Source organism: Flavobacterium sasangense DSM 21067, from assembly GCF_000686885.1.
GTDB classification, from domain to species: domain Bacteria; phylum Bacteroidota; class Bacteroidia; order Flavobacteriales; family Flavobacteriaceae; genus Flavobacterium; species Flavobacterium sasangense.
The window spans coordinates 21,927-34,702 of record NZ_JMLU01000031.1 but is presented as its reverse complement, the minus strand read 5'-3'; the positions used below and the strand labels follow the sequence as shown (position 1 = coordinate 34,702).

Genomic DNA, 12,776 nt, shown 5'->3' with positions numbered 1-12,776 from the left:
AACGTTAAATGCAATATATTTTCCGAACTTACGCTGAACACTTCGCTCCTATTTTTCCGTTTGATATTTTTAAAAAAACTTGCCGAAAATTTTTGCGTGATAAGTGAAATCTGAACCGAACTTTGCCAAAAAAACTTTGTGTTGTAAATACATTCCGGAAAACCAAACTTTGCGCGACAGATCAAGTTTGCGTGACAATGGAAAGCCGAAAACCAAACTTTGTGGATAAACGTTGCGTTGTCTTTTAAGTTCCGAAAATATAAAACTGCATTTAACAGCGGTTTAAAAATATGGCTACTTCCGGATTTTCCTGCGGAAAATCCGCAGCTGAATGGAATGTTTTGTTATATTTGTAATGGCTTGGTGTTGCATTTACGCCACATTTTTAAGCCGCAGAACGTTAGCAGATATTTTACCTCACAAACTTATGAAAACATATTTCAACTTAATTCTTTTCCTATTTTTTACTAACTTGATTTTTGCACAAAAAAATAATGTTATTGAATGGATAGATTCTAATGCAATTGTTTTGAAAAATACTAATTCTGAAAAGAACTTAAACCTCTCATCTAATTATTTAAATCCATGTTTCAGTAGTTCTAGAATTTATGGTTTTGGAGAAGCAACACACCACAATAAAGAATTTTTTGAAATTAAATCAGAGTTTTTTCAGTATTTGGTAAAAAATCAAAATGTGAAAATCTTCATCTTGGAAGAAAGCTTTGGAGCATGTTATTTTTTAAATGAATATTTACAAGGTAAAGAGGGAAATCTTTCAGAATTAATTTCAAATTTTAGACAACATATTTGGAAAACAAGTGAATTTAAAGAATTTATAATTTGGGTAAAAAATTATAATGATTCAAAATCAAAAGAAGATAAAATTAAATTTTATGGAAATGATTGTATGTTTAATTATGAGCTTATTTCTATTATAAAAATAAATTTAGAAAAGAATAATATTAAACTTGAAGTTGAAGAAGCAAATATACTAGAACTATTTATTAATGAAATTTATACAAATAGTAAAGAATCTGATAGCATCCAAATGAAAATAGAAGAAACAAAAAAATTAATCTTCAAATTAAAAAAAAATAAAAACATAAATTTTGATTTAATCCTAACCATTGATGCATTTTCAAATTTTTTAGATTTTTTTATTAAACCTAAACAAGTAGTTAGAGATGAAAAAATGGCAAATACAGTTGAACAAATTTATAATTTTTATAATGAAAAAATTTTTATTTCTGCACACAATGACCACATAAAAAAAACTTTTGTTAACAAAGAAAATTCACCATCAATGGGTAATTTACTTAATCAAAAGTTTGGAAATAAATATTATGCTACTGGTTTTGAATTTGGAAATGGTGAATTATTCAGTTATGATCTAGAAGAAAAAAAAGGTAAGTATGTAATTTTAGATAAACCAATAAAAAACACGAATTCCGAATTTTTCTTTGATTCAAAATCTGATATATTTTTCTTGGATTTTAAAACAGCAGTTAAAGATGATTTAATTAAACAATTTCTGTCTCAAAAAAGAGATTATATAATGATTGGCGGTTATGGTTTTGACCCAAAATATCTAAAATATTATTATAAAAGAGAAAAATATATTGATATGTTTGATGGATTAATTTATGTAAAAAAAATAAGTAAAACCACTCTATTAAAATAAAAAAAACATCTGCTAACAGCGGTTTGCTTCAATGGCTACTTCCGGATTTTCCTACGGAAAATCCGCTGCTGAATGGAATGTTTTGTTATATTTGTAATGGCTTGGTGTTGGTGCAACGCCACTGAGAGCAAGCCACGAAACGTTAGCTGTAATGCTCCAAAAAAAATGTTCCAAAAATGAAAGAGTACGAAAGTATAGTAGAAACATTGCTATTTTACGGAGTAAAAGTCTGTGAGCCTTATTATATCTCCACAGGAAAGGAAATTTTAAAATTTCCTGAAAGGCCGTTCCGTATGGATTTTTATGCCTTTTGCATCTGTATTTCCGGATATATTGATTTAGAAATAGACAACAAAAAATTCACCGTCTCGCAAAATGGTTTTCTGGTTTCTGCACCGTCCACGGTAGTTCGATTTTTGTCACATTCAAAAAATTTCAGGATGAAACTGCTGTTTTTTGACAAAAATTTTCTGCTTAAAAATATATCTAACCCGTTTTTCATCGAAGGGCTCAATTTGTTTTCCGATTCCAATTTTACAGTGACTTCGTCTGATAAAGAACAATCTACACGTTTAATCCTGCTGCTCCAATATCTTGAACAGCAAACAGAACGAAAAAATCATCGTCTAAAAGATGTTATCCGCACTATCATTATCAATCTGCTTTTGGAAATCAGTATCGTCATAGAAACCGAAAACAAACAGAGCATTAAAAACGCTCTTTCTGACCCCAACAATATTTATCAGAAATTTAAAAATTTAGTTCAGGAAAACGTATTGTCGCACCGGGGCGTACAATTCTATGCTGAAAAATTATATATCAGCAACAAGCATCTTATAGAAATCATAAAAAAACACTCCGGCAAAACGCCTCATGTCATGATAGATGAAACACTGATTAAAATTACCTACGTGTTGTTAGGAAATCCAGAAAAAACAATCTCTGAAATTGCCTTTGAATTGGGATTCAGTTCTACGTCAGCCTTCGGAAGATTTTTTAAAAAACAAGTGGGCATTTCACCACAGGAATTCCGAAACCAGCTCGCTATCAAAAAGTAAAAAAGGGTATATAAATCCTGAATTTCAGGATACCTAACGATTGTAGCATTTCCTAACTTTACGTAGAATTTAAAATATAATGACTATGTATTATAGTAATGGAAATTATGAAGCATTTGCCCGTCCTCTGAAACCGGATGGCGTGGACGAAAAATCAGCTTATCTTATCGGATCCGGATTAGCATCTCTTGCCGCCGCAACCTTCCTGGTGCGTGATGCCCAAATGAAAGGCAATAGGATCCATATTTTGGAAGAGCTTGCCCTTCCCGGTGGCAGTATGGACGGCATCTGGAACGAGCAGAAGGGCTACATCATTCGTGGCGGCCGGGAAATGGAAATACATTTTGAAACATTGTGGGATTTATTCCGTTCCATTCCTTCATTGGAAACAGAGGGCGTTTCTGTCCTGGACGAATTTTATTGGTTGAATAAAAAAGATCCAAGTTTTTCCCATGCACGTCTGATAGAAAAACAAGGACAGAGGGTTGCTTCCGATGGAAAACTTACTTTATCTCAAAAAGCCATTCAGGAACTGATAGAATTATTTCTGACCCCGGAAGAAAAACTACAGGATGTAAAGATTAATGAGGTTTTTACAGACGAATTTTTCAAATCCAATTTCTGGGCGTATTGGGCAACGATGTTTGCGTTTGAGCCTTGGGCAAGTGCGATGGAAATGCGCCGTTATTTGCTGCGTTTTATTCATCATGTGGGACATGTTGCCGATATGTCCTCTCTTCGTTTTACCAAGTATAACCAATACGAATCACTGATTAAACCTTTGGTGAAATATTTGGAAAGTCACGGTGTGCAATTCCAATATAACACTCAAGTGCAAAATGTAATTATAGATCATATCGACGGTAAAAAAGTTGCAAAAAAAATAGAACTTGTCCAAGACGGAAAAGCAGAGACAATCAGCCTTACAGAAAATGATTTGGTGTTTATTACCAATGGTTCTATCACGGAAAACAGCACATATGGCGATAACCATACCCCTGCTCCTGTAAAACATACTATCGGTGGAAGTTGGCAATTATGGAAAAATATCGCACAACAGGATACGGACTTTGGTAGGCCTGAAAAATTCTGTGAAAACATTCCCGAAGCAAACTGGGTTATTTCCGGTAGCATTACCTTTTCCGACAACAGAGTGGTTCCTTACATTGAAAAAATATGCAAAAAAGATCCGCTTAGTGGTTCCATCGTTACCAGCGGACCTGTAACCATTCAAGACTCCAATTGGTGGTACGGTTTCTCTATCAGTCGGCAACCGCATTTTAAAATCCAAAAAAGCAATGAGTTGATCGTTTGGGTATATGGTTTATATTCAGATAAATCAGGGAATTTCGTTCACAAAAAAATTACAGAGTGTACCGGAATAGAACTTTGTGAAGAATTGCTGTATCATTTGGGTGTTCCTGAAACAGAAATAAGCGAAATAGCGGCAAGTGCCAATACCATTCCTTGTCGTATGCCTTATATTACGACGTATTTTATGCCGCGTGCACTGGGTGACCGCCCTTTGGTTGTACCCAAAAACTCGGTAAACCTGGCTTTCATCGGAAACTATGCTGAGACAGAAAAAGATACTGTTTTTACTACCGAATACTCCGTGCGTACCGCCATGGAAGCAGTTTATACCCTATTAAACGTGGACAGAGGTGTACCGGAAGTATTTGCTTCGTCTTTCGACATCCGGGTATTGTTAAAATCCATTTATTACCTGAATGATGAAAAAGGATTAAAGGATATCAAATTGCCTTGGCTCATTTCTATTTTAGAAAAATATGGTCTCAAAAAAATAGAAGGCACCTATTTGGAAGAACTTCTTAAAGAATCTCAATTAATCTAAATTTTTAAATAAATGAATACAAATAATTCAGAAAGACACGCCTATTTTGTGGGCGGTGGGTTAGCCAGTCTGTCAGGAGCGATTTATCTTGTAGAGGATGGCGGTTTTAAAGGAGAAAATATCCACATTATAGAAGCCCTGCCTATTTTAGGAGGAAGCAACGATGGAGCAGGCACCAAAGAAAAAGGCTTCATTTGCCGTGGCGGAAGAATGCTGAATGAAGAGACGTATGAAAATTTTTGGGACTTGACCTCCAGAATTCCTTCTTTGGAAGTGCCCAATATTTCGGTAAAAGATGAGATTTTGGCTTTCGACCACGCCAATCCTACGCACGCCCATGCTCGCCTGATTGACAAAGACGGAAACCGCCTGCATGTAACCGATATGGGCTTTAATACGCAGGATAGGATGAAATTCCTGAAACTTTTCTTTGCAGACGAAAACGATTTGGACAATGTTACGATCCGCGACTGGTTCGATGACCATTTCTTCACCACCAATTTTTGGTATATGTGGCAAACTACGTTTGCTTGGCAGGAATGGAGCAGTATTTTCGAGTTTCAACGTTACATGAAACGGATGCTGTTGGAATTTTCCCGCATCGAAACATTGGAAGGTGTTACCCGTACGCCCTACAACCAATACGAATCCGTGATTTTGCCTTTGAAAAAATTCCTCGACAAATACAACGTGGATTTTTCTTTAAGAAAAACCGTTACCGACCTCAATTTCAAAGAGGGCGACGGCATTACCGTTTCTGAAATTGTATGTGAAAACGCTGAAGGAAATACTGAAAAAATTACGGTAAACGAAGGCGATTTGGTATTTTTTACCAACGGCTGCATTACGGACAATTCCGACAATGGCGATTACAAAACACCCGCAAAATACCTTCCGGACAATCCGCCAAGTTTTGCATTGTGGCGTAAAATAGCCGACAAAAAACCGGGCAAACTCGGTAATCCCGATCCGTTTTTTACCAAACCGGATGAGACCAAATGGTATTCGTTTACCCCTACTTTCAAGGGCAACAAAATGCTTCAATTGATTGAGCAATATAGCGGTAACAAACCCGGAAGTGGCGCATTGATGACCTTTAAAGATTCTTCGTGGAGAATGTCGATTGTGGTAGCGGCCCAACCGCATTTTAAAGCACAGGGCGATGATACGACCATACTTTGGGGCTATGGATTGTATCCGGATGCTATTGGAGATTTTATAAAAAAACCAATGATTGACTGCACCGGAGAAGAGATTCTGACCGAGCTCATCCACCACCTTCATTTTGAACAACACGAGCAAGAAATAAAAGAAAGCGTTGTGAATGTGATTCCTTGTATGATGCCATACATCGATGCCTTGTTCCAGCCAAGAGCTAAAGCAGACCGTCCGCATGTAGTACCGGAAGGAAGTACCAATCTGGCACTTATCAGTCAGTTTGTGGAAATTCCGGAAGATATGGTTTTTACCGAAGAATATTCGGTACGGGCTGCAAGGACAGCCGTTTACACGCTTTTAAATTTAGATAAGAAAGTTACTCCCGTAACAGAATATTGGAAACGCCCCGATGTGTTGGCAAAAGCCATTCATACATCTTATAGAAGTTAACAAATAAATAAAAATACAATGATAACATTTAAAAATGTAACCGTGGCAGGAAGTGGTGTTTTGGGTTACCAAATTGCTTTCCAGACAGCTTTTTACGGTTTTAATGTAACCGTTTACGACATCAATGATGAGGTTTTGGAAAAAGCCAAAGCGAAATTTGATATTTTGGCGGAATCGTATAAAAAAGATTTGAAGGCAACGGAAGAACAGCTTGCAGCCACTAAAGCAAATTTGCAATACAATTCCAATTTGGCAGAAGCGGTGCAAGATGCCGATTTGCTTATCGAAGCCGTTCCGGAAAATCCGCAGATTAAAATCGGGTTCTACGAACAGTTGGCGAAAGTAGCACCCGCTAAAACTGTTTTTGCGACCAACTCTTCCACTATGCTACCAAGCCAGTTTGCCGAATATACAGGTCGTCCTGCACAATTCGTAGCCTTACACTTTGCCAATGAAATCTGGAAACACAATACCGGAGAAGTGATGAAACATCCCGGCACTTCAGACGAAACATTTAATTCCGTTTTAGAATTTGCCAAACAAATCGGAATGGTGGCATTGCCAATATACAAAGAGCAGCCGGGATATATCGTAAATTCCTTATTGGTACCGCTTTTGAGTGCTGCGTTGGATTTGTATGTGAACGAAGTGGCAGATGTGGAAACCATCGACAAAACATGGATGGTCGCAACCGGTGCACCAGTTGGACCATTTGGTATTTTGGATGTGGTAGGCGTTACTACTGCATACAACATCAATAAAATGGCCGCTGATAAAACACAGAATCCTACAAAAATAAAAGCGGCGGCGATGTTGAAAGAAAACTACATCGATAAAAACAAACTTGGTGTAGCCACTGGAGAAGGTTTCTATAAATACCCGAATCCAGCTTATTGGGAAAAAAACTTTCTGAAGTAATTTTTCTGAAAGATCAATATATTGAAACGCTCTTTTTTTCTGTTAAGAAAGAGCGTTTTTTGTATGCTGATAAGCACTACAGCTAACATCGGTTTTGCAAAAGAGCGGGTTAAGTGCAAAATTCAACGACAGTAATTCTATTAACGCATAAACCATTTTTATTTCCTTTTTTTGTAATTTAGCAAATAAAAATAGCTTATGCTACGGTAGTGCTAAACTGAACTTTTGTGCTTACTTTTCCGCTCCTTCGCAAAGCCGTTTCCCGTTGAGAGGAAATCTCTCCGAGCTTTCCTCTCAACTCAGAGGCGCTTTGCACGAGGAAAGCCCTAACGGACTTCCCTCAACACGCACTTTGCGCAAGCGCAAAGCCCCAGCGCAAAGCGCCTCTGAGTTATGCGTCAGTTCATTACAGAACGCTATAAATACTGTTTCCTATAAATTTAGAAATTATGAAAATCATATCAAAACATATAATATTACTTTTAATCATTTTTGGTAATTTAAATTCTTATGGTCAAAAAAACACTGAATTTAATACCACAAAAGAATATTTGGAATATGTTTATAAGAAATTTAAAATTCCTTCTTCTGAAATTTATTATTTGTCAACAAAAAATGATTCTTTGAATATAAAGTTAGAAAAATATGGAATCGTTGTATTCATTACAGATAACAATATATCAACTGTACAAGAAGTTGCAGAAGAGTTAAAGTCGCAATGCTCACCTAAATATTTGTTACCTAAAATAACAAACGATGCCATCATTAAAGCTTCTTCTCCATCTGAAGCCTCTAAAAAAATTATATTAAAAAATTTAAACGATGGAAAACAATTAAATCTCGAAAACAACAAACTTGCTATTTATACATTTTCACATCGCTTTGGAAATAATGCAAAATTATTCTATAACGAAAAAAACGAATTAGAAAAATTGGGCTACAAAACGATAGTTCTCTCAATTGATGGAGCTTACATTAAAGAATTAAATGATATTGACAAAACTCCAGTTTATATACAATAGCAAAAAAAACGTAAAAAAAGAACCGAACGCATAACAGCGGTTTTAAGAAATGGCTAGGTCAGTGATTTTTTGAAAAGGTTAGTGTTTGCACTTTTTCTTAAAAAAGAAGTTTTTTCTTAAACACTTTTCGGTATATTTGTGATGGCTTGTGAAGAAAATTTCGCCACTTCTTAAAGCCTCAAAACGTTAAAACCCAATCTAAAAGCTGTTTATGGCTACTCGCCATTTTTAAAGTATAAAGAAAAAAATCCCGAGTTCTCTCTCGGAATTTTCTTATTCAATTTCTTTCACACCTTTAATAAAAAGCCACTTCATGTATATTTTTTCACCATTGTGCGTTTTAATCGCTTGAAATTTTGGAGCTAATAATAACGCTACCATAAATGCCGTCATAGGAATCCAAAGACCATTTAAATGGGTAAATTCACCAACTAAATATAATGTTGGTAAATAAATCACCACAAATCCTAAGAAGTTATATAAGAAAGATTTTACTTTTTTATTCATTGTTTATAATGTTTAATTGATAAATTGTTGAACTGTTAAATTGTCAAAATGACTTTTCACTTTTCCCTTTTTACTCTTTACTTTTACTCTTCAGTATTCATATATTTTCCTTTCTTGCTGCCTTCATACATTTCGTATTTTACCAAACGCGCTTCTAGCTTACCATTGAAAAGTTTAATTTTTCTACTTGGCTTTAACCCTACGAATTTTAATGCTTCTAAATTCGCAGTAATAAACCAAGCGTTTGTATTAGGATAATTTTGTTTTAAAGTATCTCCAATTTCTCTGTAAAAACGTTCCATATCAATATCCAAACGCTCTCCATAAGGTGGATTGAAAACCATGTGCAACGGACCTTCGGTTTCTTTTTTAGAATCGAAGAAGTTTTCGTTGGTAATGGTAATGTATTCGTCTAAATTGGCATTTCTAACATTGTCTTTTGCTTTTGAAACGGCACTTGGCGCTTTGTCGTAACCTTTAATCGTGTAATGAAACTCGCGTGTTTTCTTTAATAACGATTCTAAAATATTATCAAACAATTCGGCATCCCAATCTTTCCATTTTTCAAAAGCAAATTCCTTACGGTTGATGTTTGCCGGAATGTTACAAGCAATCATCGCTGCTTCGGCTAAGATAGTTCCCGAACCACACATTGGATCTAAGAAATGACTTTTTCCTTCCCAACCTGCTAAAATCAACATTCCAGCGGCTAAAACTTCGTTGATAGGTGCAATGTTGGTAGCACTTCTGTATCCTCTATGGTGCAACGAAGCTCCCGAAGAATCTAAGGAAACTGTTACATTATCTCTGTCAATATGCACGTGAATTTGTAAATCTGGAAAATCTTTATCGATGCTTGGACGCTTTCCGTTCAAATCTCTAAATTGATCTACAATCGCATCTTTGGTTTTCAAAGCTACAAACTGACTGTGATTGAAGTTTTCAGAATGTAACGTAGTTTCTACTAAAAACGTATTATGTTCAGTTAAGTAATCCGACCAATCAATCGCTCTGATACCTTCATACAACGCTTTGTCGTTATGCGCTTTGAACGTTTTAATGGGTTTTAAGATTTTTAAAGCCGTACGAAGCGCCAAATTAGCTTTGTACATAAATCCTTTATCGCCTTTAAAACTCACCACACGTGTACCGATTTCCACATGTTGCGCACCAAGAATCTGCAATTCTTTAGCTAATATTTCTTCAAAACCAAAGAAGGTTTTGGCAGTCATTTTAAAATTTTCCATTCTACAAATTCAAGTTCAATTGCAAAAATCAATTGCAATCGTAATAATTAGGGTATTCTTGTGCAAAAATACATTAAATTTGCTACTTGAAAGAAACGAATTCAGAATTAATGTCAGATAGCAATAATAAACAAGCAACAACAAACAACCAACAACCTTCAAATTGGTTCGAATCTTGGTTTGATACCGAATATTATCACATTTTATACAAGGAACGCAACGACGAAGAAGCGCAATTGTTAATGGACAATTTGACGCATTATTTAAACCTTCCTGAAGATGCTAAAATCCTAGATTTGGCTTGTGGAAAAGGGCGTCATGCAATTTATTTAAACTCGTTAGGTTTTGATGTCACAGGTGCTGATTTATCTGAAAACAGCATTAAAGAAGCGTCTGAGTTTGCCAATGAAAAGCTGCATTTTAAAGTACACGATATGCGTGAAACGTGTAACGAAAAGTATGATGCGATTTTCAATTTATTCACAAGTTTTGGCTATTTTGAAGACGATGCCGACAATTACAAAACCATCAAAGCCATTCACAACAGTTTAACCGAAACGGGTTTTGCTGTTATCGATTTTATGAATGTGGATTATGTGTTGGAAAATTTAGTTGCCAATGAAATAAAATCGGTAGACGGAATTGATTTTCACATCAAACGTTATTTGAAAGACGGACACATTTACAAAGAAATTGATTTTGAAGATAAAGGCGAAAAGTTTCATTTCACCGAAAAAGTACAAGCCCTTCGCTTAGAAGATTTTGAGAAAATGATGGAAGAAGCGGGTATCTATCTTTTGGATATTTTTGGCGATTATAAATTGCGAAAATTCTTTAAAACACAATCCGAACGTTTAATTATGATTTTTAAATAATGCAATATATCATTACCTTTTCGGCTGTTATTTTAGGGTTTTTAATCGCTTTGTTTTTAAAACCACAAAAGAAAAAAAACATCAAATTATTATTGGCGTTCAGTGGTGCATTTTTACTTTCGTTAACGGTTTTGCACTTACTTCCCGAATTATTTAGCGAAGGACATAACCACGTTCACGAAGGAGAAGAAGCGCATGCCACGTTGCCAGTTGGTGTTTTTATTATGATTGGAATTTTGTTCCAAATCTTATTAGAATTTTTCTCAAAAGGAGCCGAACACGGTCACGTTCACGTGCATACTGACGAGCATAACGAATTGCACCATATTCCATGGTTGTTGTTTATTAGTTTGTGTATTCATGCGTTGTTAGAAGGTTTCCCAATTCACGAAAACAACAATTTAGCTTACGGAATTGCCATACACCACTTCCCTATTGCTATTATTTTGACTTTGTTTTTCGTAAATGCGAAGATGAATAAAATGATGATTTTTGCTTTTATGTTTTCTTTCGCATTAATGACACCACTAGGAACTTTATTAGCGGAACAAATGCATTTTGCCCAACATTACTCAAAGGAAATTTCGGCAGTTGTAGTGGGGATTTTATTTCACATTTCGTCTACTATTATTTTTGAAAGTAACGAAGGACATAAATTCAATTTGGCTAAAATTACCATGATTGTATTTGGTTTTGTGTTGGCTTATATAATTGAAATGGGACATTCACATTAATCGTAACTCAACATAAAACGTAAGTACTTTTTACTTAAATTTGAAGAACATTTAAAACATTTAATATGGGATTATTTTCTGCGCTACTTGGCAATGCAGGTGCTGTAAATCAAGAAACTTTAGTAAAAGATTACGGAAAACTTTTAATTACAGGTGAAGAAATCGAATTGGGTTTCAAATTGATTCGCGATACTTTTATTTTCACCAACAAACGATTAATTCTAATTGAAAAACAAGGAATTACCGGTAGCAAAATCGAATATAAATCCATTACTTACAAAAGCATTTCACGTTTCAGCGTAGAAACGGCAGGAACTTTTGACCTAGAAGCCGAATTGAAAATTTGGGTTTCAAGCGAAGCTCATCCAAGTATCGTGAAACAATTTAATAAATCAGTTAATGTGTATGATGTGCAGAATGTATTGGCACATCACGTTTTAAAATAATCGCATGAACTTTACCAAAACCACTGAACAAGCTTCCAAATACGAACATTTAGAAAAAATGTCGGTTACGGATTTGTTGACGAATATCAACAACGAAGACAAAACCGTTCCGTTAGCTGTAGAAAAAGCGTTACCACAAATTGAAAAATTAGTGACTGAAATCGTTTCGAAAATGAAACAAGGTGGTCGTTTGTTTTACATTGGTGCAGGCACTTCGGGCCGTTTAGGAATTGTAGATGCTTCAGAATGTCCGCCTACGTTTGGAGTTCCATTTGATTTGGTTATTGGAATTATTGCTGGTGGCGATACGGCGATTAGAAAAGCAGTAGAATTTGCCGAAGACGACAGAGAACAAGCTTGGAAAGACTTACAACAATGGAGCATCAATGAAAATGATGTTGTGGTTGGAATTGCCGCTTCGGGAACTACACCTTATGTTATTGGTGGATTGGAAATGTGCAATCAAAATAACATCAGCACCGGAAGTATCAGTTGCAATGCGGAAAGTCCTTTATCAAAAACCGCCAAATTTCCGATAGATGTAGTGGTTGGGCCAGAATTCGTAACAGGAAGTTCTCGCATGAAAGCTGGAACCGCTCAGAAGTTGGTTTTAAACATGATTTCAACAGCCACTATGATTCAATTGGGAAAAGTAAAAGGCAACAAAATGGTCGACATGCAGTTGAGTAATACCAAATTAATTGATAGAGGAACGCGAATGATTATGGAGGAAATTCCAGTAAGTTATGAAGAAGCCAATCAATTATTACAAACACACGGAAGTGTTAGAAATGCAGTAGATTTTTATAATAACAACAAATAAAA

General features: G+C 35.4%; 12 protein-coding genes. 10 read left to right on the top strand and 2 right to left on the bottom strand.

Annotated elements, in window-relative coordinates; genetic code table 11:
* The first annotated feature begins 427 nt into the window (after positions 1 to 427).
* The 6 genes from BP92_RS0111885 (at position 428) to BP92_RS0111860 (ending at position 8,142) form a co-directional block, all read left to right on the top strand.
* Positions 428 to 1,681, top strand: coding sequence for an erythromycin esterase family protein (locus BP92_RS0111885; RefSeq protein ID WP_211252200.1), 1,254 nt, complete (start codon positions 428 to 430; stop codon positions 1,679 to 1,681).
* A 176-nt stretch (positions 1,682 to 1,857) separates the two neighbouring features.
* The gene (locus BP92_RS0111880) at positions 1,858 to 2,739 is read left to right on the top strand and encodes a helix-turn-helix domain-containing protein (RefSeq protein ID WP_026726265.1); all 882 of its coding nucleotides are present in this window, start codon (positions 1,858 to 1,860) and stop codon (positions 2,737 to 2,739) included.
* Between the two features lie 85 nt (positions 2,740 to 2,824).
* Entirely contained in the window at positions 2,825 to 4,594 is a 1,770-nt protein-coding gene (locus BP92_RS0111875) for an oleate hydratase (protein WP_026726264.1), read from the top strand.
* Between the two features lie 12 nt (positions 4,595 to 4,606).
* Positions 4,607 to 6,202 carry an oleate hydratase gene (locus BP92_RS0111870; protein ID WP_026726263.1) on the top strand — a complete coding sequence of 532 codons (1,596 nt, stop codon included), beginning with the start codon at positions 4,607 to 4,609 and terminating at the stop codon, positions 6,200 to 6,202.
* Between the two features lie 21 nt (positions 6,203 to 6,223).
* Entirely contained in the window at positions 6,224 to 7,120 is an 897-nt protein-coding gene (locus BP92_RS0111865; RefSeq protein ID WP_026726262.1) for a 3-hydroxyacyl-CoA dehydrogenase, read from the top strand.
* Between the two features lie 449 nt (positions 7,121 to 7,569).
* Positions 7,570 to 8,142, top strand: a complete 573-nt coding sequence (locus BP92_RS0111860) for a hypothetical protein (protein WP_026726261.1) — start codon at positions 7,570 to 7,572, stop codon at positions 8,140 to 8,142.
* Positions 8,143 to 8,415: 273 nt separating this feature from the next.
* On the opposite strand, the gene BP92_RS0111855 is transcribed toward BP92_RS0111860, so the two are convergent.
* Together BP92_RS0111855 and BP92_RS0111850 are read right to left on the bottom strand one after the other, a co-directional pair.
* Positions 8,416 to 8,649: a hypothetical protein gene (locus BP92_RS0111855; protein WP_026726260.1), complete on the bottom strand. Its 234-nt coding sequence runs from the start codon at positions 8,647 to 8,649 to the stop codon at positions 8,416 to 8,418.
* An 83-nt stretch (positions 8,650 to 8,732) separates the two neighbouring features.
* Positions 8,733 to 9,896 carry a THUMP domain-containing class I SAM-dependent RNA methyltransferase gene (locus BP92_RS0111850; RefSeq protein ID WP_026726259.1) on the bottom strand — a complete coding sequence of 388 codons (1,164 nt, stop codon included), beginning with the start codon at positions 9,894 to 9,896 and terminating at the stop codon, positions 8,733 to 8,735.
* 110 nt (positions 9,897 to 10,006) lie between these two features.
* Between BP92_RS0111850 and BP92_RS0111845 the strand changes: the two genes are divergently transcribed.
* From BP92_RS0111845 to murQ, 4 genes are all read left to right on the top strand, one after another.
* Positions 10,007 to 10,771 carry an SAM-dependent methyltransferase gene (locus BP92_RS0111845; protein WP_026726258.1) on the top strand — a complete coding sequence of 255 codons (765 nt, stop codon included), beginning with the start codon at positions 10,007 to 10,009 and terminating at the stop codon, positions 10,769 to 10,771.
* A complete protein-coding gene (locus BP92_RS0111840) occupies positions 10,771 to 11,505 on the top strand; it encodes a ZIP family metal transporter (RefSeq protein ID WP_026726257.1) in 735 nt (244 codons plus the stop codon). The genes BP92_RS0111845 and BP92_RS0111840 overlap by 1 nt, the downstream gene beginning before the upstream one ends.
* A 65-nt stretch (positions 11,506 to 11,570) precedes the next feature.
* The gene (locus BP92_RS0111835) at positions 11,571 to 11,951 is read left to right on the top strand and encodes a PH domain-containing protein (protein ID WP_026726256.1); all 381 of its coding nucleotides are present in this window, start codon (positions 11,571 to 11,573) and stop codon (positions 11,949 to 11,951) included.
* Positions 11,952 to 11,955: 4 nt separating this feature from the next.
* Positions 11,956 to 12,774, top strand: coding sequence for an N-acetylmuramic acid 6-phosphate etherase (murQ, locus tag BP92_RS0111830; RefSeq protein ID WP_026726255.1), 819 nt, complete (start codon positions 11,956 to 11,958; stop codon positions 12,772 to 12,774).
* The last annotated feature ends 2 nt before the right edge of the window (positions 12,775 to 12,776 follow it).

What these genes read in the sequence shown, in the direction of transcription:
- BP92_RS0111875 (WP_026726264.1), top strand. Translation starts at nt 2,825, where the DNA reads ATGTATTATAGTAATGGAAATTATGAAGCATTTGCCCGTCCTCTGAAA.
- BP92_RS0111880 (WP_026726265.1), top strand. Translation starts at nt 1,858, where the DNA reads ATGAAAGAGTACGAAAGTATAGTAGAAACATTGCTATTTTACGGAGTA.
- BP92_RS0111855 (WP_026726260.1), bottom strand. Translation starts at nt 8,649, where the DNA reads ATGAATAAAAAAGTAAAATCTTTCTTATATAACTTCTTAGGATTTGTG.
- BP92_RS0111885 (WP_211252200.1), top strand. Translation starts at nt 428, where the DNA reads ATGAAAACATATTTCAACTTAATTCTTTTCCTATTTTTTACTAACTTG.
- BP92_RS0111850 (WP_026726259.1), bottom strand. Translation starts at nt 9,896, where the DNA reads ATGGAAAATTTTAAAATGACTGCCAAAACCTTCTTTGGTTTTGAAGAA.
- BP92_RS0111835 (WP_026726256.1), top strand. Translation starts at nt 11,571, where the DNA reads ATGGGATTATTTTCTGCGCTACTTGGCAATGCAGGTGCTGTAAATCAA.
- BP92_RS0111845 (WP_026726258.1), top strand. Translation starts at nt 10,007, where the DNA reads ATGTCAGATAGCAATAATAAACAAGCAACAACAAACAACCAACAACCT.
- BP92_RS0111860 (WP_026726261.1), top strand. Translation starts at nt 7,570, where the DNA reads ATGAAAATCATATCAAAACATATAATATTACTTTTAATCATTTTTGGT.
- murQ (WP_026726255.1), top strand. Translation starts at nt 11,956, where the DNA reads ATGAACTTTACCAAAACCACTGAACAAGCTTCCAAATACGAACATTTA.
- BP92_RS0111840 (WP_026726257.1), top strand. Translation starts at nt 10,771, where the DNA reads ATGCAATATATCATTACCTTTTCGGCTGTTATTTTAGGGTTTTTAATC.
- BP92_RS0111870 (WP_026726263.1), top strand. Translation starts at nt 4,607, where the DNA reads ATGAATACAAATAATTCAGAAAGACACGCCTATTTTGTGGGCGGTGGG.